Origin of the sequence: Deinococcus marmoris DSM 12784, assembly GCF_000701405.1 — a bacterium.
Lineage (GTDB): Bacteria > Deinococcota > Deinococci > Deinococcales > Deinococcaceae > Deinococcus > Deinococcus marmoris.
In genome coordinates, this window is record NZ_JNIV01000081.1 from 1 (window position 1) to 20,416 (window position 20,416).

General features: G+C 64.9%; 18 protein-coding genes and 1 pseudogene. 12 read left to right on the forward strand and 7 right to left on the reverse strand.

Translation table 11 applies throughout. The annotated features are described in order from the left end of the window. Positions 1 to 341: pseudogene (locus tag Q319_RS28340) on the forward strand (IS701 family transposase); the annotation flags it as partial. 9 nt (positions 342 to 350) lie between these two features. On the opposite strand, the gene Q319_RS0116870 reads toward Q319_RS28340, so the two are convergent. After that, positions 351 to 3,476 carry a DEAD/DEAH box helicase gene (locus tag Q319_RS0116870; protein ID WP_029483634.1) on the reverse strand — a complete coding sequence of 1,042 codons (3,126 nt, stop codon included), beginning with the start codon at positions 3,474 to 3,476 and terminating at the stop codon, positions 351 to 353. A 280-nt stretch (positions 3,477 to 3,756) separates the two neighbouring features. Here Q319_RS0116870 and Q319_RS27955 point away from each other — a divergent pair, with 280 nt between their 5' ends. The 3 genes from Q319_RS27955 (at position 3,757) to Q319_RS28740 (ending at position 4,930) form a co-directional block, all read left to right on the forward strand. Beyond that, positions 3,757 to 3,906 carry a helix-turn-helix domain-containing protein gene (locus Q319_RS27955; RefSeq protein WP_281173846.1) on the forward strand — a complete coding sequence of 50 codons (150 nt, stop codon included), beginning with the start codon at positions 3,757 to 3,759 and terminating at the stop codon, positions 3,904 to 3,906. Positions 3,907 to 3,934: 28 nt separating this feature from the next. Beyond that, positions 3,935 to 4,405, forward strand: coding sequence for a hypothetical protein (locus tag Q319_RS0116880; RefSeq protein WP_029483635.1), 471 nt, complete (start codon positions 3,935 to 3,937; stop codon positions 4,403 to 4,405). 378 nt (positions 4,406 to 4,783) lie between these two features. Continuing rightward, a complete protein-coding gene (locus Q319_RS28740; RefSeq protein WP_281173847.1) occupies positions 4,784 to 4,930 on the forward strand; it encodes a DUF1345 domain-containing protein in 147 nt (48 codons plus the stop codon). 74 nt (positions 4,931 to 5,004) lie between these two features. Here Q319_RS28740 and Q319_RS0116895 read toward each other — a convergent pair whose 3' ends face one another. Beyond that, positions 5,005 to 5,487 carry a universal stress protein gene (locus tag Q319_RS0116895; RefSeq protein ID WP_245619319.1) on the reverse strand — a complete coding sequence of 161 codons (483 nt, stop codon included), beginning with the start codon at positions 5,485 to 5,487 and terminating at the stop codon, positions 5,005 to 5,007. Positions 5,488 to 5,580: 93 nt separating this feature from the next. On the opposite strand from Q319_RS0116895, the gene Q319_RS0116900 reads away from it, so the two are divergent. Continuing rightward, positions 5,581 to 6,390 carry a TIGR00282 family metallophosphoesterase gene (locus Q319_RS0116900; protein ID WP_029483637.1) on the forward strand — a complete coding sequence of 270 codons (810 nt, stop codon included), beginning with the start codon at positions 5,581 to 5,583 and terminating at the stop codon, positions 6,388 to 6,390. Positions 6,391 to 6,477: 87 nt separating this feature from the next. Then, on the forward strand, positions 6,478 to 8,970 hold the full coding sequence (locus Q319_RS0116905; protein WP_029483638.1) for a phosphoenolpyruvate carboxylase: 2,493 nt from the start codon (positions 6,478 to 6,480) through the stop codon (positions 8,968 to 8,970). A gap of 82 nt (positions 8,971 to 9,052) precedes the next feature. Here Q319_RS0116905 and Q319_RS0116910 read toward each other — a convergent pair whose 3' ends face one another. Continuing rightward, complete coding sequence (locus Q319_RS0116910; protein ID WP_029483639.1) at positions 9,053 to 10,027, reverse strand: carbon-nitrogen hydrolase family protein; 975 nt, start codon at positions 10,025 to 10,027, stop codon at positions 9,053 to 9,055. After that, a complete protein-coding gene (locus Q319_RS0116915) occupies positions 10,024 to 10,284 on the reverse strand; it encodes a hypothetical protein (RefSeq protein ID WP_156039415.1) in 261 nt (86 codons plus the stop codon). The genes Q319_RS0116910 and Q319_RS0116915 overlap by 4 nt, the downstream gene beginning before the upstream one ends. A gap of 115 nt (positions 10,285 to 10,399) precedes the next feature. Here Q319_RS0116915 and Q319_RS0116920 point away from each other — a divergent pair, with 115 nt between their 5' ends. The 4 genes from Q319_RS0116920 (at position 10,400) to Q319_RS0116935 (ending at position 15,960) form a co-directional block, all read left to right on the forward strand. Continuing rightward, positions 10,400 to 11,242: a PSP1 domain-containing protein gene (locus Q319_RS0116920; RefSeq protein WP_029483641.1), complete on the forward strand. Its 843-nt coding sequence runs from the start codon at positions 10,400 to 10,402 to the stop codon at positions 11,240 to 11,242. An 83-nt stretch (positions 11,243 to 11,325) separates the two neighbouring features. Next, a complete protein-coding gene (locus Q319_RS0116925; protein WP_029483642.1) occupies positions 11,326 to 13,035 on the forward strand; it encodes a M3 family oligoendopeptidase in 1,710 nt (569 codons plus the stop codon). Positions 13,036 to 13,158: 123 nt separating this feature from the next. Beyond that, complete coding sequence (locus Q319_RS0116930) at positions 13,159 to 15,384, forward strand: vWA domain-containing protein (RefSeq protein ID WP_034415576.1); 2,226 nt, start codon at positions 13,159 to 13,161, stop codon at positions 15,382 to 15,384. A gap of 93 nt (positions 15,385 to 15,477) precedes the next feature. Then, positions 15,478 to 15,960: a hypothetical protein gene (locus tag Q319_RS0116935; RefSeq protein ID WP_029483644.1), complete on the forward strand. Its 483-nt coding sequence runs from the start codon at positions 15,478 to 15,480 to the stop codon at positions 15,958 to 15,960. Between the two features lie 27 nt (positions 15,961 to 15,987). Here the strand turns inward: Q319_RS0116935 and Q319_RS24735 are convergent, their stop codons facing one another. From Q319_RS24735 to icd, 3 genes are all read right to left on the reverse strand, one after another. Continuing rightward, positions 15,988 to 16,632 (reverse strand): class I SAM-dependent methyltransferase, encoded by a 645-nt coding sequence (locus Q319_RS24735; RefSeq protein WP_245619321.1) that lies wholly within the window; start codon positions 16,630 to 16,632, stop codon positions 15,988 to 15,990. A gap of 126 nt (positions 16,633 to 16,758) precedes the next feature. Beyond that, positions 16,759 to 17,052, reverse strand: a complete 294-nt coding sequence (locus tag Q319_RS0116945) for a hypothetical protein (protein ID WP_245619323.1) — start codon at positions 17,050 to 17,052, stop codon at positions 16,759 to 16,761. 252 nt (positions 17,053 to 17,304) lie between these two features. After that, positions 17,305 to 18,549, reverse strand: coding sequence for an NADP-dependent isocitrate dehydrogenase (icd, locus tag Q319_RS0116950; protein ID WP_029483646.1), 1,245 nt, complete (start codon positions 18,547 to 18,549; stop codon positions 17,305 to 17,307). Positions 18,550 to 18,761: 212 nt separating this feature from the next. Here icd and Q319_RS0116955 point away from each other — a divergent pair, with 212 nt between their 5' ends. Continuing rightward, positions 18,762 to 19,010, forward strand: a complete 249-nt coding sequence (locus tag Q319_RS0116955) for a hypothetical protein (protein ID WP_029483647.1) — start codon at positions 18,762 to 18,764, stop codon at positions 19,008 to 19,010. 351 nt (positions 19,011 to 19,361) lie between these two features. After that, on the forward strand, positions 19,362 to 20,297 hold the full coding sequence (locus Q319_RS0116960; RefSeq protein WP_029483648.1) for a carbohydrate ABC transporter permease: 936 nt from the start codon (positions 19,362 to 19,364) through the stop codon (positions 20,295 to 20,297). Positions 20,298 to 20,416: the final 119 nt, after the last annotated feature.

Sequence of the window (20,416 nt, forward strand, 5' to 3'; positions counted from 1 at the left end):
GTTCAAGTGGCATTCTGTATTTATGCAGCGATGACAGCAGTCTGACCGCAAATGAAACCCTTGCGATCTATCAGAAACGATGGCCCGTAGAAGAATTTCACAAATCACTCAAGCAAAATGCCTCTCTTGGGAAGTCGCCTGCCAGTACACCTGCATGTCAGATCAAACACATTCTCTGTTCATTCTACGGACATATCAAGCTGGAAAAATTGAAAATCATCCGCAAGGAAAATCACTTTGCGATGCGAACAAAGATGTATATCGCCGCTCTTAAAACTTCATACGAGGAATTACAAAGGCTGAGGCAGCAATCCGAGAATTTTCAAAACTCTGCCGCGTAAGGTCAGTTATCACCCAAAATACCCCAAAAGTTCAATAATCATCCGCGCATAATCGTCCACCTTAATGCCCCGCTTCTCCATCTTCACACTCGGCGGGAAGGTCTGCACCTCGGTCTTGTGGGGAAAGCGTTTGAGTCCGGCGGCGTCGTAGTCCAGCCCCTTGTAGGCGAAGGTGATCTGCAACTCGGTCATGGTCTCGCCGATGCTCAGCACCCGCCGGGCGGCAGCCGTCAGCCTCAGCTTGGCAAGGTCAATGAAGTTCTGCACGTCCGGGGCGGGCGGGCCGTATTTCTTGCGCAGGTCACGCTCCACCCGGCTGATCGCCTGCAAGGTGCGTGCGTCCGAGAGGCGGCCATAGGTGGCGATCCGCGCCTCGTCGTCGCCGCCGAAGTATTCCGGGGTCAGGCGGGCGTTGATAGGCAGGTCAATGGAGATGTTGACCGGGGCCTGAATCTTCTCGCCCTTCAGCCGCGCCACCGCCTCCGAGAGCATCTCGGTGTACACGTCAATGCTGACCGCCTGCACATGCCCGTGCTGTTCCTCGCCCAGAATGTTGCCCACGCCGCGAATTTCCATGTCCTTCTCGGCCAGCAGGTGACCGCTGCCCAGGTCTTGCAAGTCGGCAATGGCCCACAACCGGCGCTGCGCGTTCTCGGTCATGCGCGGCGGGTAAAACAGGTAAGCGTAGGCGGTCTGCGCCCGGCGGCCCACCCGCCCGCGCAACTGGTAGAGCTGCGCCAGCCCCAGCCGATCCGAACGCTCAATCAGAATGGTGTTGGCCTCCGGGATGTCCAGCCCCGTCTCCACGATGGTGGTGGACAGCAGCACGTCAAACGCGCCTTCCTCAAAGCCCAGCATGATCTCTTCTAACTCCTCCTCGTTCATGCGCCCGTGCGCCACGCCAATGCGGGCTTCCGGCACCAGATTGCGGAGGTACAGGCTGCGAGCGCCGATGCTGGCAATCCGGTCATGGATGTAAAAGACCTTGCCGCCGCGCTCAATCTCGCTGATGATGGCGTCTCGCACCGTGCTGGGGTCAAAGGGGGCCAGCACCGTCTGGATGGGCTTGCGGCCCTTCGGCGGCGTCTGGATGCTGCTCATGTCGCGCAGGCCCACCATGCTCATGTAGAGGGTGCGCGGAATGGGGGTGGCCGAGAGTGCCAGCGTGTCCACCGCCCGCGCCCCCTCGGGAATGTCCAGCTTGCCTGCCGCCACATCGGGCATGCCGCGCAGCGCCCGCAGTTTTTCCTTCTGAGACACGCCAAAGCGGTGTTCTTCATCCACGATGATCAGGCCCAGGTTCTTGAATTCAATGTCACCGCTCAGCAGGCGGTGCGTGCCGATCAGAATGTCCACCTTGCCCGCCGCCAGATCGCGCAGGATGGCCTTGGAGGACTGCGGCGAGGTAAAACGCGACAGCCCCTCCACCCGCACGGGCAGCTCCTTGAAACGCTCCACGAAGGTGGAGGTGTGCTGCTCGGCCAGCAGCGTGGTGGGAACCAGAATCGCCACCTGCATCCCGTGACCCACGACGCGGTGGGCAGCACGCAGGGCCACTTCGGTCTTGCCGAAGCCCACGTCGCCGGAGATCAGGCGGTCAGCGGGGTTAGGTTTCTCCAGGTCTTTCAGCGTTTCCTTGAGGGAGATGCGCTGGTCACTGGTCAGCTCAAACTGGAAGTTGTCCTCGATCTGCTTTTCCCACTCTGGCAACGGGGCAAATTCGTTACCGGGTGTGACCTGCCGGGCAGCGTACTGGACCAGCAACTTGCCCGCCACCTCCTCAGCGTTCTTGCGGGCCTTATCCTTCGCACGCGCCCAATCCTTCTTGTCAAAGCTGCTCAAGACGGGCGGATCGTCGGTGGTGCCGGGATGGCGGCGCAGCACGGGCAGTTGCTCAATCGGAACACGCAGGTGTGCGCCCTTGCGGTACTCCAGATCCAGATAATCGCGGGTCACGCCCAGCACCGTCAATGTTTCCAGCCCCAGAAACTGCCCAATGCCGTGTTCGGGGTGAATCAGGTAATCGCCGACGTGCAGCCCCAGCGCGTCCGTGACCGGGCGGCCCGCCAGCCGCTTACCGCGCAATGCGGAGCCGCCCTGGAAGCCGTAGATCAGATCTTCGGTAATAACAACGGTGCGGTGTTCGGGAATGACGAAGCCGCCCTCTCCCCCGCCGCGCAGGAAGCCCAGGCCACCTTCCTCCACGCGCGGGAGGGTCAGCCAGGGAATCTCGTGGGTGTTCAGCAATTTGTCGGCCAGATACGCCGCCGTGCGGTCATGGCGCACCAGGATCAGGACGCGGTAATCGGCCTTGCGCCACTCGGCCACATCACTTTCCAGATCGCCCAGGCGGGCGCGGTAGAAGGGCAGCGTCAGCAGGCCAGTGTCCAGACTGGGCAGCTCCAGCGGAGCGCGGCCAAAACTGGTGACCTCGCGCCCGGCCAGTTTGGGCCACAGGGTGTCGGTCAGCACGCCCAGGCTGGAGGCGTAAAACTCCGGGGAGTCCAGAAACACGCGGCCCGGCAGCAGTTCCAGGCGGGTGGCGTCCCACTTGGTTTCCGTCAGGTAGTCGGCGGTGGGTTCCAGCGTGAAGCTCTCGGCCTTCTCGCCGCTCATCTCGCCGGGGGCCAGCAGGCGCAGGGTGTCCAACTCGTCCCCGAAGAACTCGGCCCGCACCCAGATGTCGCCGTCTGCGTCGGTGGGGCGGCCCGCGCCGGGGCTGAGGCGCAGTTCCAGGGTATCGCCGCGCAGCTCATAGCCGGGTTCTTCTCCCCGCTCATAGCCCAGGCGTTCCAGGCGCGTCAGCAGCGCCTCGCGTGGGTAGTTGCGGCCCACGCGCAGGCTCAGGGCGTGGTCTTCGGGGTGGGCGGGGAACAGATCCAGCGCCGTGTTCACGTCCAGCACCACATGCTCGTGCTTGCCGTCCCAGTCGCGCAGGCCCGGATTGACCGAGACCGGCGCACCCAGCGCCCCCGCCGAGGCGTAGCTGCCAATGCGGTCAGCGGTGGTCAGCAGCACCGCCGGGCCAGGAAAGGCCGCGAACAGCGCCGCCCGCGCCACCTGCGGAAGCAGCAGCAGGTTGCCGGGCGGGGCGGCGGGCAGCAATTTGGACAGGTTGGGCGCGGAGATGGTCACTGGAAGAGTTTACGCGCATAGGCGTGGGCAAACCGGAAGCGAGATAGCTTATGGCAGGCTTTACAAGCCGTTCCTAGAGTTGCCATGCCCGTTTAACCCCTCCGGCCCTGCGGGCCACCTCCCCTCAGAAGGGAGGCAAGAAGATAGCGTGTGACACGATCAATTGCGTCTCTTGGCTCCCTTTTGAGGGGAGCTGGCTGCAAAGCAGACTGAGGGGTTTCTTTTCGCCTTCCAGCTCACCGCCCAACTAGCCCCCCAATATTGGCATTGCGGGAGCCACCTGACCCAGCACCAACTCGCCAAAGCCGTGGGCATCAGCCAAAGCACCATCAGCCAACTGCTGGGGCGCAGGCGTGCGTTCACGCTGGGGCAGGTGCGGAAGCTGGCCGGGTATTTTGGGGTGAAGGTCTCGCTGTTCTTGCCGGACTGAGCGGGCTGGAGCGGCATATGCTCAGGGGGTGAAATCACTGGACGCAATCACCCAACTGGTGTGGGGCGAATACGGGGAGTTGCACTCCGAGCCGCATGAGATTGAGTCGGCTTTGCGGTTGGCGGCCAGACTGCTTCGTTGCCGGGCCACGCCAGGGCCATCCGATCCATACAGGAGTTTCACAACATTGATCTACCGTGACCAGCACGGTCAGCACGTTGGAACACTGTTACTGCGGGGAAATATAGTGGCCCTGGTTCATCCTGATGATACGGAGGGGCTGATGGTAGGGCGGCGGTACGTGGGCGCTGGCCCGCTCTGGGACGCCCTTTCCGCGACGGGGAAGCTGTTGATGCTCAGCCCTGGGTGGCTCTCGGCGGACCTGACCGCGCCAGAGCGTCAGCTTTTGCTGGCCTCGCCCGACGCCTGGGAACGGTACAGCGTTCACTACTGGAAACCCCAGACACGCGGGGACACGCTGTTCAACGGCTGGGACTAGACCAGATTCATGGACAGCCAGACCTGCCCCAGCATCAGCAGGCCAAACAGGACGAACATCATCACGGGCATCCAACGCCGGAGCCAGGTGCGGGTGCTTTCTTTCATGGCCCAATGCTAGACCGGGTATCTGCCAGATTCCTGACGCTCACATAAGCCGCAGGCGTATGCTCCGCGCATGACCGACACATCGCGCCATCCCCCGGCTGTGGCGCAGGTGCTGGCGGGCGCTGACATGAGCCTTGCAATGGAGCTGCTGACTCCGTCCGCCCGGCCCTGAGAAGCGCGGGGGCTGGTGGGCATGATCCTCGCGCGACACCAGGGTTGGAGCGAGAAGGGTGAGGCGGACTACCGCGACTTCACCTAGCTCTCCCTGACCATCGGCATGACCTTTCAGGTTAGGAACAACACCATCACCACGCGGGCCTTTCGCCGCCTGCTGCTGGGCCACGCACTGCTGTCGTACCTGTTCGGGGCCGTGATCGTGGCCGTGACCATCAACGGGGTGGCGGGGATTATCGGGTAGGCGTCCGCTCACTCAAGAACAAAAAAAATCAGGGGCGGGATGCGCAATCACCGCCCCTGAATTCCAACTGTTTATTACGACGAGGCGGTACTCTTGCCCCACTCCACCGGACCCTGATCGCCCTTGATCAGCAGCACGGGCACCGCCGCATGCTGGGCCACCGCCTGCGCCACACTGCCCAGCAGGGCGCGGCCCAGACCGCTGCGTCCGTGGGTGGTCATGACGATCATCTGCGCGCCTTCCTCGCGGGCCACGTCCAGAATGGCGCGGGACACATGGCGGCCCTGGGCGCGTTCCACCATGATCCTGGCGTCCGGCACCCGCTCGTGCAGGAGGTTTTCCAGGCTCGCCTTCATTTCGTCCATGCTTTCGTTGGACGTGGGCATGGCGTAGGCGTATTCGCCGTAAGCCGCCACCAGCGGATCGGTCTGGATGCTCAGGACCAGCAGTTCGGCCCCCAGTGCCTTCGCCAGTCCCTGCGCATGGGTCAGGGCGTGCTGTCCGAGTTCGCTGCCGTCGGTGGTCACGAGAATTCTGTTCATCGGTATGGTGGTCATGGTGGTTCCTCCTACTGCCCAGCCTCGGGCCAGGGCATTACGGGGGCATTACGGCGCAGAAACTGAAGCAGCACAGACGCTAGCCTGGGCCGCATGATCAAGCTGCTGTTCGTGGGAGACGTGTTCGGGCAACCGGGCCGCCGGATGCTGGGAAAAACCCTGCCAGACCTTCGCCGGGATGTGGATTTTGCCGTCGTCAATATGGAAAACGCTGCCGGGGGCTTCGGCATGCACCGCGAGGCCGCCGAGGGCGCACTGCGGGCCGGGGCCGACTGCATGACGCTGGGCAACCACGCCTGGCAACACCGCGACATCCACAAATTGATGCAGGACCCGGAGAACTACCCCATCGTGCGCCCACTGAATTACGCCGATCCAGCCACCCCCGGCGTCGGCTGGCGCACCTTCGAGGTCCAGACGGCGGGCGGTCAGACCGAGCGCCTCACAGTGGTCAACCTGCTGGGGCGCGTATTCATGGATCAGGTGTCCAATCCGTTCAGCGCCATAGACAGACTGCTGGAACTGGATGATCTGGGCAGTGTGTTCGTGGACTTTCACGCCGAGGCCAGCAGCGAGAAGGCGGGCATGGCATGGCATCTGGACGGACGGGTGGCCGCCGTGGTCGGCACGCATACGCATGTGCCCACCGCCGACACGCGCATTCTGCCGCTGGGCACCGCCTTCCAGACTGACGCCGGATTCACTGGCCCACACGACAGCATCATCGGTTCGGACCCGGCTGGTCCGGTGGCCCGTTTTGTCACCGAACGCCCCCACCGGTACGCGGTGGCCGAGGGCCGCGCCGAGCTGAATGCCGTGTATGTCCAGATAGAGGCGGGGCGGGCGGTGGGCATAGAACGCTACCGTGCCGTGGAAGAAGGGGTGGAGGAAGACGGGTTATAGAGCTGTACGGGTTGCAGAGCTGCTCTGTCTTCCCGCTCTCAACTCCCCGTTGTCAGGGCCACACCCCACCACCACCGGAGGACCACTATGGGCATCAAGAGTGACGTGAACTTGCTGGGCCGCACGCTGGGCCACGTGTTGAAGGAGCAGGAGGGCGAGGCGTTTTTTGACCTCGTGGAGCGCACTCGGGCGCTGGTCCGCGAAGTCCGGGCCGGGGGAGACGACACCGAACTGAGGCAGATGCTGGCCGATCTGTCCGGCGAGGACGCAGGACGGCTGGCGCGGGCCTTTACGTGGTATTTCCAACTGGTCAATCTGGCCGAGGAATACGAGCGGGTGCGTTCGCTACGCGGCGGCGATGGCGTCCGCTCACAGAGTCTGGAAAGTGCGCTGGCGGCCCTGAAAGAACAGGGGCTGAGTGCCGCAGACGTGGAAGCCCTGATCGAGCGCGTCAACCTGGGCCTGACCTTCACCGCCCACCCCACCGAGATGCGCCGCCGCACCATCCGCCAGCATCTGGAGGCCGTGGCGCGCGATATTCCGCACCTGGACGACACCGAGGGGCAGGAGCGGGTGGCCGCCCATGTGGAGGCGATGTGGTCCACGCCCGAGCTGAGGCACCTGAAACCCACCGTGCTGGACGAGGTCAAGGGCGGCCTGAACTACATCACCGCGATTGCCGGGGCGCTGCCCGAATTGCAACGTGATCTGGGCCGCGCGTTCGTGAACGTGTACGGACAGGAGTCGGACGCCAGAATCCCCCTGAGTTTCTCGTCGTGGATGGGCGGGGACCGCGACGGCAACCCCTTCGTGACGCCGCAGGCCACCCGCGAGACGCTGGAAGTCCACCGCCAGCGGGCGCGTGAACTGCTGCTGGGCGAATTGAAGCGCACCTACGCCAACCTGTCTCAGGAGGACGGCGATCCGGCGCAGACGGCGGGGCACGAGCCGTACCGCACCGAGTTGCGCCAGCTTCACAACGCCGTGCGCGACGGCGAACAGGTGGACTTGCTGCCGCGCCTGGAAGCGCTGGACATCCGCCTGCGGGGGGACGGACAGCACCGCACCGCCGATCAGCTCCTGACGCCGCTGCTGACGCTGGTGCGTGTCTTCGGGCAGCATCTGGTCAGTCTGGACGTGCGCGAACACTCCGGGCAGACCGGGGCGGCGGTGGCGGAACTGCTGAAGCAGGCCGGGATGGAAGCCGATTATCTAGCCCTTTCGGAGGCGGACCGTCAAAAGCTCCTCACCACCGAACTGCGCTCCCGCCGCCCGCTCTGGCCTGCCGGGGAAGCGCTGACCGACGAACTGGAAACCGTGATCGGCCCCATCCGCGAGGTCCGGGACGCCATAGCTGTTGCGGGACCGCGTGCCTTTGGGCGCTACATCATCAGCATGGCCGAGAGCGTCAGTGACGTGCTGGAGCCGCTGCTGCTGGCCCGCGAGGTGGGATTGCGCGTGCTGACCGTGCCGCTGTTCGAGACGCTGGACGACCTGCAACGCGCCCCGCAGGTCATGACCGATCTGCTGGCCCTGCCCGAATACCGCGCGATTCTGGGCGAGGACGTGCAGGAAATCATGCTGGGGTATTCGGACAGCAACAAGGACGCCGGATTCCTGGCTGCCAACTGGGCGCTGCACGAGGCCCAGCGGCAGATCAGCGACGTGTGCCGGGCGGCGGGCGTGCGCTGGCGTTTCTTCCACGGGCGCGGCACCAGTATCGGGCGCGGCGGCGGGCCAGCCTCCCGCGCGATCCTGGGGCAGCCTGCCGGAACCATCGACGCCGGACTGCGGATCACCGAACAGGGCGAGGCGCTGGCGGATAAATACAGCCATCCCGTGCTGGCGCGGCGCAATCTGGAACAGGCGCTGTACGGGCTGCTGCTGTCTGCCGCGCGCCCGGCAGATTCGCTACGGGAAGTATGGACGGCGGCGATGGACACGGCTGCTGCCGCCAGCGCTACGGCTTACCGCGCCCTCGTGCATGACGACGGCTTCCTGCCCTTCTTTGAGGCGGCCACCCCCATTCATGAAATCGCCCGGCTGAACATCGCCTCGCGCCCCGTTCGCCGCCCCGGTGCGCCCACACTGACCAACCTGCGCGCCATTCCGTGGGTGATGAGCTGGACGCAGATTCGCAGCAACCTCCCCGGCTGGTACGGCCTGCGGGAAGGGTTGCAGAGCATCGGGCCAGACGCGGCGCGGGAGATGTACGCGGCGTGGCCGTTCTTCCGCACCGTGCTGGACAACGCGCAGATGAGCCTGGCCAAGAGTGACCCGCTGATCTTCGAGGAATACCTGCGCCTGCTGGGGCCGCACCCGCTGGCCGACGCCCTTCAGGCCGCCTACCGCGAGACCGTGGAACTGGTGGAGGCCGTGGTGGGCGCGGAGTTGTTGGACAATGAACCCCGCCTGCGCGAGAGCATCAGCCTGCGCAACCCATACATCGATCCCATTCACCGTATTCAGGTGGAACTGCTGCGCCGCGCCCGCGCCGAGGAAGGCGGCCTGGACACCTTCGAGCGCCCGCTGATGCTGAGCTTGCAGGGGATCGCGGCGGGGGTGCGGAATACGGGGTGAGGGGCTGACGCAACGTCTAAAAGCCGAACGATCTCACCGGGAAAAGGAATGCCTATTTTCTGCAACTGGACCGTTTGAACTGTCATTCCTCCCCATCCTCAAACCGCGCCATGCGCTGCCGCTCACGGTTCACCCGGAGTTGCACGATGTCGGGGCGGGCGTAATGGCCTGCCACGTCGAAGTTCTGGCGTTCCTCGCGCACATGGGCATGGCGCAGCTCCACGGTGAACAGCCCCTCCGTTTCGGCCACTGGCTCCAGCAGCCAGGAACCGTCGGGGGCGGCGGCGGCAGTTCCACCGTTGGCGAAGAATGATCGGCCCGCATCCAGCATTTCCTGACGCAGCGGGAAGTCATCTGGGATATCAGAGGGGCGCAACAGGCCCGATACGGACAGAACGTAAGAACGGCTTTCCAGCGCGATAAAGCGCGTGATGTTGGGGGTGTTGTGCATTCCGCCGGGCCACACCGCCACATGCACGTTCTCACCCTGGGCGTACAGCGCTGAGCGCAACAGCGGCACCCAGTTTTCATAGCAGTTCAGACCGCCCACCCGAAAGGGTCCGAGGTCATGCACGCGCAGGCCGTGGCCGTCGCCCGCGCCCCAGACCAGGCGTTCCTCGTAGGTGGGCTGGGTTTTGCGGTGGATGCTGGCAATCTGGCCGCGCTGATCTATGTAGATCAGGGTGCAATACAGGCTGTGTCCACCCCGGTCCGGCGCGCGTTCCATGATCCCCAAGTAAATTGCCAGCGCATATTCGGCAGCGAGGGCGCAGAGGGCGTTCAAGTCGCCGCGTTCAATCACCACGCCCTGATCCAGATAGTGGGCGTACACCTTCTTCTGTGCCGGACTGTTGAACCGTGCGCCGTCGGTCAGTTCCACCCAGAACGGATAGCCCGGCACCAGCGCCTCACCGAAGACCACCAGCGCGCAACCCTGCGCGGCGGCGTCCTGCACGTAGCACGCAACTTTTTCCAGGGTGCGGACGCGGTTCAGCCACACTGGAGCAATCTGGACCAGACCGACTTTCAGGGTGTCCGTGTTCGCAGGATCAGTCATGGGGTGAGGTTAACGCCTCGCGCCCAGATCTGCGCTGCCCACACGTCCTGCGGCGTCTTGCGGCGGCGAATCAGGGTGCAGTCCGTGCCATTCTGCGTTCCTGGTTCATCCAGGACTTGAGCAGATCTGGAACGGGTCAGGTCAGTGCTGCTCATGGCCGCGCCATACGCCTGCGCCTCTGCGAGAGCCAGCAGATCACCGCTCTCGCAGGCAAGGCCAGCGATGTCCCATGCCTGAACATCCGAACCGGCCCACATCGCCGCCTTCTCGATGGGCGCGGGCTGCTGGAAAGCGCGGTGACCCTCCCTCCCACACCCGGATTTGTGCCTCAACTCCCGTCGCAGCGCCCCCCGGCGTGACATGCTGCGGCCAATGGTTGTCCTTCCTGTCCGCTTCGAGCGCAGTCCGCGCCTCCACCCCATGCTCAGTGAGGACACCTTTGCCGTGGGCACGCAGGTGGTGGTGCAGGGCAAGCGTGGGCCGGAGGTGGCCACCGTGCGCGGCGAGCCGGGGCAGGCCAGGAGCAATGAGCGCTACGGCGCGGTGCTGCGCGCGGCCACCCCCGAAGACCTGACCCGCTGGGACGAGCTGAACCGCACCGGCAACGATCTGAAATGGCTGCTGCGGGCGCGGGCGCGGGAGCGCGGGCTGGCGGTCAAGCTGGTGGCCGTGGAATTCACGCTGGACGAGAGCCTGGTCACGGTCAGCTACAGCGCCGACGAACGCATCGAACTGACGGGGCTGATCGGTGAGGTCCGCGCGCAGACAAATGCCCGTGTCAACTTTGCCGCCATCGGTCCGCGTGAGCAGGCGCAGATGATCGGCGCACTGGGTGCGTGCGGGCGTGAGAACTGCTCGTCCACCCACCTTCAGGACTTCGCCCCGGTCAGCATCCGCATGGCGCGCGATCAGCAATTGCCGCTGAACCCGGAAAAGCTGTCGGGGCCGTGTGGGCGCTTGCTGTGCTGCCTGCAATTCGAACACAGCCAGTATCAGGATCTGCTGCGCGATCTGCCGCGCAAGAACGCCAAGGTCTGCCACACCGGCAGCGGCGCGTGCGGCAAGGTGACCAAACTGCATCCGCTGGCCGGAACTGTGGACGTGTACAGCGATCAGGGCATGTTGCTGGGCGTGCCTGCGGGCGAACTGCGCCGCGCCTCCGAGAACGAGGGCAAGGGCGGACCGGGCAAACGCGGGGCCGACGCCCCGGAGTGACAGACGCGGGGCCTGGCCAGACGGTCAGTTTCTGAGCCATCTGACCCGCGTTGCAGCACCTGCCACACGCTACACTCCCCGCCATGACGGCATCACTGGACCGGGTTGAGAACAAGTTGCAGGTTTCCGAACACGCCGCAGACTGGGAGGCATACCGCCCGCGCTATGAAGCTTTGCTGGAGGCCGAGCTGACGGCGGCGGACGTGCCCGACTGGCTGGAGCGCTGGAGTGCGCTGGACGCCGAACTGGGCGAGGCGGCGGCCAAGCTGTCCACCCACGCGGACCTCCACACCGATGACGAGGCGGTGCAGGGGCGTTACCAGACCTTCGTGGCCGGGGTAATCCCCACCGCCAGCCGCACCGGGCAGGCGCTCACCGAGAAACTGCTGGCGGTGGCGGAATACACGCCCGCGCCAGACTTCGCGCTGAATTACCGCCGCTTCCGCGACGCCGCCGCGCTGTTCCGCGAGGCCAACGTGGAGTTGGAAGTCACCCATGCACAGCAAAAAAACCGCCATTCCGTCATCACGGGCAACCAGCAAGTCACGCTGAACGGCGAGCAACTGACCATCCCGCAGGCCAAACAGCGGCTGGACAGCCCGGACCGCCAGGTGCGCGAGGACGCGTGGTGGGCGCTGACAGTCAGCAACATGGCCGTGGCCCCCGAGCTGGACGCGGTGATGCTGGACCTGATCCACACCCGCCAGCAACTGGCCCACAACGCCGACGCAGCCAATTACCGTGACTTTCGCTGGAAGCAACTGGACCGCGTAGATTACACCCCCGCCGACTGCCGCGCCTTTCACGACGCGGTGCGGGAGGAGGTGGTGCCGCTGGCGACGGGGCTGCTGGGGAACATCGCGCGGGAGCTGGGGCTGGAGAGCATTCGCCCCTGGGACTTCAACCGCAGCAACCTGCTGGACCCCTCGGGCCGGGAAGCACTGAAGCCGTTTACCACAGGCGAGGGGTTACAGGAAATTGCGCAGAGGGCCTTCGCGGGCGTGGACGCCGATCTGGCCGTCCGCTTCGGGCAGATGCGCGAGGGCGGGCTGCTGGACCTGGAATCCCGCCCCGGCAAGATGACGCACGCGTACTGCCAGTATTTCCCGGTCAACAACGAACCCTTCGTGCTGATGAACGTGGTGGGCACGGCGCACGATCTTCAGGTGCTGTTTCATGAGGTGGGCCACGCTTTCCACGGTTTTTACAGCGGCGACGCGCAGCCGCTGGTGTGGAACCGCTGGAGTCCCATCGAATTCGTGGAGATTCCCAGCATGGCGATGGAATTCCTGACCCTGGACCATCTGGGCCATGTCTTTGACCCCAAGGAACTGTCCCGCTACCGCCGCAGCCAGCTTCAGGGCGTGGTGGCTTTCCTGCCCTGGGCCGCGCAGATGGACGCCTTCCAGCACTGGCTCTACGCTGAGGCACCCCAGGATGTGGGCATCGCCGAACTGGACGCCAAATGGCTGGAACTGGACAGGACTTTCCACCCGTTCGTCGATTGGAACGGCATCGACGAGGGCGTGAGGGCCAAGGGATGGCAGTACTACCATATCTTCCAGGCTCCCTTTTATTACATTGAATACGCCATGTGCTATCTGGCCGCAGTCGGCATCTGGCGGGAAGCGCGGGAAGATGCGGCGGGGGCGCTGACGCGTTACAAGGCTGCCCTGCGTCTGGGCAATGCGGCGGGCGTACCGGAGCTGTACCGCGCAGCAGGCGTGGAATTCCGCTTTGACCGCGAGTACATCAAAGGGCTGATGGGCTTTCTGAAAGAGCAACTGGCGTAGCCTGATCGGCGTTTGGGCGGGGGAGGCGACTGGCAGGTCTGTCTCACCTCTTCCGGCGTCCGGTGCAGGACCGGATCACGGCGCGGCAGCCAACAGGTCCGGTCTCGGGCACAATAGACACAGATGCAGCCCGCCACCTTCCTCCTCGCCTTGAGTCTCAGCACGGTTGTCACGGCGGCAACGGCTGGGGCAACGCCGAATCCGCCCCCGCCTGCGCCGCCTGCCGCCTGCGCCCTGACAGATGGCCCGCTGCCCACGCGCACGCGGGCGGTGTTCGTGCTGGACACCAGCGGCAGCATGCGCGGCATCGGGGACGGGCGAGCCGACATCTTCGGGCGGGTGCGAGCCGAGATCAACCGCTACGTGCGGCAGGCGCGGCCTGACCGGGTGGAGCTGCTGACCTTCGACGCCGGGCTGCGCACGCGCCGGGGCTTTGACCGGCCCGCCGGAACGCCGGAATGGAACACTGCCCTGAGGCGGCTGAAGGCGGACGGCAGCAACACCTACCTGTACCGCAGCCTGCGCGCCGCCCTGGAGCCACTGACGGGAGGCGAGCAGTACGTGACCACCGTGTTCGTGCTGACCGACGGCATCGACAACGACAGTCTGCGGCCCTTCACGGCGGCCCAGGCGCTGGCGGCCTTCGCGGAGCGCGGCCCCTTTGACCGGCTGCACTATCTGGCGCTGGGCACCCGCATTCCCGCCGACGCCCGCCGCGCGCTGACCGCCAGCGATTACGCCAGTGGCCGGACCGTGCCGCTGGAACAGGTGCCCCGCCTGGGCGGCCCCGGCCTGGGCAGCGGCCTGCGGCGCGTCACCAGTCTGGCCGCCGTACGGGTGCCTTTCGAGGACGGCACGCGGGTCCGGCTCTCGGCCCCTGGCAGCCTGGGCCTCACGCTGGCCCCGGATGTGGTCAGGGGCGGAAAGGTAAGGCTGTCGGCGCGGGGAAACGTTCCCTACGGTGCGGCAGCGCTGCTGTGCGCGGACGCTCCTTCTGTCCCCGGCAGCGTGGCCGCCCGGCCCCAGCAGGTGCTGCTACGTCTGGACACCACCGCGCCTGTGACCCTTCTGAATCCCGGCGCTGACCGGGAACTGGCGCGGGGCGAGGAAACGGTGCTGCGCTACCGGGCTGTCTCCGGCGTGCGGCTGGACGATCTCACGGTAGGCGACCTGCCCCCTGGCCTCAGCGCCGTGGTGTCACGCATCCCCGGCTCGCGGGAATTCGCTGTCCGGCTGATCAACACGGACCTGACAGCGGGGCAGGCGGTCACGCCGCTGTTGACCCTGTCAGGCAACGCGGAAGTGACCCTGCCCGCCGTGATGGGCCGTGCAGGGGGCCGCGCGCCGTATGCTGCCGCGCCCGTCTCCAGCCGCACTTCTCCACAGCCCTCCCAGACCACGCGACCGACACAGCCCACACCGCCCCCGCAGAACCAGCGCAACCGGGATCAGCAGGAACGGGCAGGAAACTGGGCCGCCCTGATCGGCGGGCTGGAGTGGCTGCGGGCGCTGGTGCTGCTGGCCCTGGCAGGCGGCGCTGCGCTGTGGCTGCTGGCCCGCCGCAGAGGACGGGCTGGGGGGGTCTGGCAGCCCCTGGGTGGGTCTATGCCGGGCAAGTCCGCTGCGGGTCAGGTGGCCAGGGGCGGATCTGCCCTGCGTGGGTCTGCGGCGGTGGCCAGCGCCCGCCTGCGCCCGGTGCTGAGACCGCAGGCCGCGCCGCAGAACGAGCCGCCTGCGGTGGAAGGCATCGAGTACAGCGGGGGCCGGGTGCTGGCGCTGGTGGCGGCAGGGGGCGAGATCACGCCCGTGCCGATTCCCCTGGGCGGCCCCTTCGATCTGGGGCAACTGGCCAGCGTGCCACACCTGAGCGGCCTGCGCGCCGAACAGCACCGCGACGGCCTGAAAATTCTGCGGGTGCCCGCCGATCTGGAAGTCAGCCAGGGTGCGCGGCTGATCGAGGCCGGGGACGTGGTCCGGCCCGGAACCCTGCTGGGCGTCGCGGTGGGCCGCGCAGGCCGCGCGCCGCAGCACCCGCTGGGTGCCCTGGCCGGACTGGGCCAGCCCCTCACCCTGCACCAGGAGGCCGTGCATCAGGGCGCGGCCAGCATACGCGCCGCCGGACCCTACGGTCAGCACTCCGTCAAGCTGCCGCCGGGGCCAAGCGACCTGGGCACTGCCTTCGGTGCGCCCGCACTGGAGGGATTGATGATCACCCTGAGCGGCCCCAATATTCTGCTGGTGGAGGTGCCAGTCGGCCTGCGCCTGCGCCGCAGCGGCGAGACTGCTCCACTGCGCCCCGGCAGCTATCTGCCTGAACTCACGTTGGTGGACCTGCCCGACAAGGGCTAGGCCCAGCCCGAAGCTGGTCTCCCCTTGCCCCAGCCCGAAGCTGGTCTCCCCTTGCAGTCGTGGGCCGCGCCGCCGCGCTACGCTAAGCCGTATATGGAACTGCTCCGCGCCATTCACGGCTATCAGTTCGGCTCCTCGCTGGCCCTGCTGTTTCCCACCCCCTACGCCCTGTCCACGCTGATTCTGCTGATCTGGAGCATTGCCCCGGCGGTCAAGGGCCGCGTGAGCAACTCGTTCACGGTGTGGCTGCGGATCGTCTGGGTGCTGACCCTGATCCCGGTGGCGACTGGCGTGATCCTGGCCCTGGGCGGCGCGAAGGTGCCCAGCGCGGTCAACGTCGGGGGCGGCCTGACCAAATACGGCCTGCCCTATGACCCCAGCCGTGATCTGGAACACTGGATGTATTCGGCCTTTGCCCTGCTCAGCCTGTACGTCATCGAGGTGCTGGTCCGGGGGCGCATGATCGAACACCGCGCAGGACTGAAGTTCCTGCCCGTCGCCACCCTGTTCCTGTACGGCGTGGCCTACATGATCGGGAGGGTGGCGGTGTTGCCGGGCAGCACGCCAGGAAGTTGAGACACACACGTCCAGAACGATTTCAGGTCAATCCAGTCGGCCCAGATATGCATGAGTGCGGTAAGCCAGCGTGACGTGATCGCCAGAAGCGTGGGCGTCGAAAGCGGCGTCCAATCGCTGGGCCACAGCCGCAAACCCAGGATCGCTAGGCGACGGCAGATAGCTGACACTTCCCGCCAGGGCGCGCAGGCGTTCGCGGGTAAACGGCACCGGATTGTCGAACATCTGAATCTCGAAGCCGCCTGGCATCAGCGCGGGCAACTCCTGTTCCGGCACGCGCGAGATCAGTTCGCCGTCCTCGCGGCTGAAGTGGGTCACCACTGCACGGAAGGCGGCGTTGAACGGCGTCTCCGCCCCGCGCCAGTCGTTCCAGACCAGCAGAATCTGACCGCCAGGAACCAGCACACGCCGGAACTCCCACACGGTGGGAACGGGGGAAAACCAGTGGGCAGCCTGCGCGGCAGTGACCAGCGAAACAAAGGCGGAATCCAGAGAGGTGGCCTCTGAGGTGCCGTCATGAACGCGCAAGCGACCCGCCAGCGTTTCCTGAACCAGCGCCGTCCCAAGTTGCGCCCGCATTTCCGGGTTGGGTTCGACAGCATCCACGGCAAAGGCGGGTCCGCCCCCATGCACCAGCAGCAGCCGCGTGAACAGTCCCGTTCCCGCCCCCACATCCGCCACCCGGCCAGAGAGCAGGCCCAGCCCCGCCCCACATATCCCCCAGCGCCGGGGGATATGTGGGGCGGGCGGAGGCGTACACGTCGGCGCGGCCCAGAAAACGGTCTGGATGGCTGCCGCTCACGCTTTGATCTTTGAGGCGGGTTTTTTGGTCAGCCGAACTTTTGCTGGACGCACAGGTTCAGCGGCGACTGCCACACGCGCCGAGGGCCGCCATGCACTCGCCAGGAAATAGACCAGACCGCCCAGCGCCCCCGCCAGAATCAGAAAGCCCAGCAAACGCCACAGCACCCCCACCGTCCCCACCACGAACGCCCCCAGCCCCACCAGCACTTGGCCCAGCAGCCACACCAGCGCCAGGGCCGCGATGGCCAGCAGCACGACGCCGACAGCAGCGAGAATCAGTCTTGCCATATGGGCAGGATAGGGCAGTTGGGCGGGGCTGGGAGGTGACTTGATCTTTCTGGCAGTTTTAGGGGGTTGCTTCCACGGTTTAACCCCTCCGCCCCTCCGGGGCACCTCCCCTCAAAAGGGAGGCAAGAGTTGCGGAATTGCCCGGCCCACCGCGCTCCTCGGCTCTCCATTAACCGGCACAGACCGACACCTCACCAGCGGCAAAAAGAAGGGCCGGAAGCATCTGCCCCGGCCCCCTCTCTACCTTGAGATTTACGCCATGTTACCGATGATCGCGTCGGCAAACTCGCTGGTCTTGACTTCCTTCGCGCCTTCCATGTTGCGGGCAAAGTCGTAGGTCACGACTTTCTGCGCGATGGTGGCGTCCAGACCCTTCAGGATCATGTCGGCGGCCTCGGTCCAGCCCATGTAGCGCAGCATCATCTCGCCGGACAGAATCACGGAGCTGGGGTTGATCACGTTCTTGCCCGCGTACTTGGGCGCGGTGCCGTGTGTGGCCTCGAAGATGGCGTGGCCGGTCACGTAGTTGATGTTCGCACCGGGCGCGATGCCGATGCCGCCCACCTGCGCTGCCAGCGCGTCACTGATGTAGTCACCGTTGAGGTTCAGCGTGGCGATCACGTCATATTCCCTGGGGCGCAGCAGGATCTGCTGGAGGAAGTTATCCGCGATCACGTCCTTGATGACGATGCCATTGGGCAGCTCGCACCACGGGCCGCCGTCGATTTCCTTTGCGCCGAATTCGTTCTTGGCGAGTTCATACCCCCAGTCGCGGAATGCGCCCTCGGTGAACTTCATGATGTTGCCCTTGTGGACCAGCGACACGCTCTTGCGGTCATTGTCGATGGCGTACTGGATGGCCGCGCGCACCAGCCGCTCGGTGCCGTCCTTAGAGACGGGCTTGACGCCGAATGAGGAGCTTTCGGGGAAGCGGATCTTGGTCACACCCATCTCGTTGACCAGGAAATCGCGCATCTTGTCGGCTTCGGGGGTTCCGGCCATGTACTCGATCCCGGCGTAGATGTCCTCGGTGTTCTCACGGAAGATGGTCATGTTGACGTACTCGGGGTGTAGCAGGGGGCTGGGCACGCCCGCGAAGTACTGCACTGGGCGCACGCAGGCGTAGAGGTCAAGCTCCTGACGCAGCGCCACGTTGATGCTGCGGATGCCGCCGCCGACGGGCGTGGTCAGCGGTCCCTTGATGCCGAACAGGTACTCGTCGAAGGTATCGATGGTCTCCTGCGGCAGCCACTGGCCCTCGCCGTACACCTGCACGCTCTTTTCACCCGCGTAGACTTCCATCCACTCGATCTTGCGCTCGTTGCCGTACGCCTTCTCGACGGCGGCGTCAAGCACGCGTACGCTGGCCTTCCAGATGTCCGCCCCGGTGCCGTCGCCTTCCACGAAGGGAATGATCGGGTGGTTGGGAATGGTGAGTTTGTCGCCCTGCATGGTGATCTTCTCGCCCTGCTCGGGCCGCTGAATATGGCTGCTCATAACTTTCAATCTAGCGCCTCTCGGCCATCCGGGGCGATGCTCCCGGTGTTACCGTCCGGGTTTGGAGCAGGTTCAAAAGTCTGGGGCACAGGCTGGGACGGGCCACACCCCGGTAATAACGGTGTCTGAAGCGTTACCTCATCCCAATGCCGATCAGGGGGCGCATCTTTGGGGGACCTTAACGGGAATTCACTTCACAGGAGGTCATTTGCATGAGTGACGACAAAAGCACTGCTGGCAATATGCTCGACGCGGCCAAGGCCAAGATCAACGAGGGTGCCGACCGCGCCCGCGCTGCCGGACACGATCTGGCATCGAAGGTAGGCGGCAGCACCCTGGAGAACGCGGGCGACAAGGCGAAAGCCGTGGAAGACCGTGCCAAGGCCGAGGTCCACAACGCCGAAGCAAATGCCAGCTACAACGAAGGGAAGAGCGAAGCCAAGGACGGCGACGGACACTAAGTCCTGAGCCTTCAGCTTCCGTAGTCCCGGCCTCTACCCCGTGTGGGTGGGGGCTTTTTGTTGGTCTAACCGTCAAAAGGTTTAACAGTAAGGGCAAATTGATTTTGGGTGGCTGCCACGATTTGACCCCTCTGCTTCGCAGCTCTGCGAGTCCGGCGCTGCGCGCCACCTTCCCTCAGAAGGGAGGCAAGAGTTGCGGAATTGCCCAGCCAGTTGGTCTTCTTGGCTCCCTTTTAAGGGGAGCTGGCAGCGAAGCTGACTGAGGGGTTTGCCTTCCAGCTCACGGCTAATTCAATACCTACAACCGACCATCCACCGCCCGTAGCCCCACAAGCGTTTATCCTTGCCCCCATGACCACAACCCCCCGGCGAGCCTCGCGCCGAGAACAGCACCGTGTCGGCGGCACGGGCGCGAAAGTCACGGCCCGCAACACGCTGATCGCCTACGCCTTCCTGATGCCCTTCCTGATCCTGCTGGTCGTGTACCACACCTGGCCGGTGATTTTCGGCACGTATCTGGCGTTCACCAAGTACAACATCATCTCGCCGCCCGAGTGGGTGGGACTGGCCAATTTCCAGGAGCTGTTTGCCGACGAGCAGTTCTGGTCCGGGCTGAAGAACAGTCTCAAATACATCCTGGTCGTCCCTGTCATTCAGGTGATCGCCATTCTGGTGGCGCTGCTGGTCAACCGCCCGATGAAGGGGATCGGCTTTTTTCGCACTGCCTTTTACGTGCCGGTGGTGACCAGTTTTGCCGTGGTGGGCCTGATGTGGAACTGGATGTACCAGCAGGACGGCGCGGTGAATACCATTCTGGGTTTTATCGGCCTGCCGCAGAAGGGCAGTTTTCTGAACAACCCCGCCACCGCGCTGTATGCCGTGATGTTCGTGACGCTGTGGAAGGGCATCGGCTATTACATGGTGCTGTATCTGGCGGGCCTGCAAAGCATCAGCCCGGAGCTGGAGGAAGCCGCCACCATCGACGGGGCCAGCCGCGTGCAGGTATTCTGGAACATCACGCTGCCGGGGCTGAGGCCCACCATTCTGGTCTGTAGCCTGCTGAGTACCATCAGCGCCATCAAAGTGTTTGAAGAAATCTATGTGATGACGCAGGGGTATCCGGCAGGTAGCACCTACACGGCGCTGTTTTACACGTACTCGCGGGCCTTTCAGGATTACAAGTACGGGCTGGCGGCAGCGGGGGGAATCATCATCGCCTTTATCTCCATCATCTTCGGGCTGATCAACTTCCGCCTGACACGCGGAGGGAAGGTAGACGCATGGTAACTACTCAGCAGGGGGACTTGCGGAGTGGAATCAGATAGAGTAGGCGCATCAAGAACGCTCTTTGCCCCAATTGCCTGATCCTTCAAGCTCGCCTTGACGAGCTTGAACTGCGATTGCTG

Bases quoted from the DNA above. Each gene is read 5' to 3' on its own strand.
- Q319_RS0116895 (WP_245619319.1), bottom strand. From the start codon at position 5,487: ATGACCACCATACCGATGAACAGAATTCTCGTGACCACCGACGGCAGC.
- Q319_RS0116900 (WP_029483637.1), top strand. From the start codon at position 5,581: ATGATCAAGCTGCTGTTCGTGGGAGACGTGTTCGGGCAACCGGGCCGC.
- Q319_RS0116905 (WP_029483638.1), top strand. From the start codon at position 6,478: ATGGGCATCAAGAGTGACGTGAACTTGCTGGGCCGCACGCTGGGCCAC.
- Q319_RS0116910 (WP_029483639.1), bottom strand. From the start codon at position 10,027: ATGACTGATCCTGCGAACACGGACACCCTGAAAGTCGGTCTGGTCCAG.
- Q319_RS0116915 (WP_156039415.1), bottom strand. From the start codon at position 10,284: ATGTGGGCCGGTTCGGATGTTCAGGCATGGGACATCGCTGGCCTTGCC.
- Q319_RS0116920 (WP_029483641.1), top strand. From the start codon at position 10,400: ATGGTTGTCCTTCCTGTCCGCTTCGAGCGCAGTCCGCGCCTCCACCCC.
- Q319_RS0116925 (WP_029483642.1), top strand. From the start codon at position 11,326: ATGACGGCATCACTGGACCGGGTTGAGAACAAGTTGCAGGTTTCCGAA.
- Q319_RS0116930 (WP_034415576.1), top strand. From the start codon at position 13,159: ATGCAGCCCGCCACCTTCCTCCTCGCCTTGAGTCTCAGCACGGTTGTC.
- Q319_RS0116935 (WP_029483644.1), top strand. From the start codon at position 15,478: ATGGAACTGCTCCGCGCCATTCACGGCTATCAGTTCGGCTCCTCGCTG.
- Q319_RS0116945 (WP_245619323.1), bottom strand. From the start codon at position 17,052: ATGGCAAGACTGATTCTCGCTGCTGTCGGCGTCGTGCTGCTGGCCATC.
- icd (WP_029483646.1), bottom strand. From the start codon at position 18,549: ATGAGCAGCCATATTCAGCGGCCCGAGCAGGGCGAGAAGATCACCATG.
- Q319_RS0116955 (WP_029483647.1), top strand. From the start codon at position 18,762: ATGAGTGACGACAAAAGCACTGCTGGCAATATGCTCGACGCGGCCAAG.
- Q319_RS0116960 (WP_029483648.1), top strand. From the start codon at position 19,362: ATGACCACAACCCCCCGGCGAGCCTCGCGCCGAGAACAGCACCGTGTC.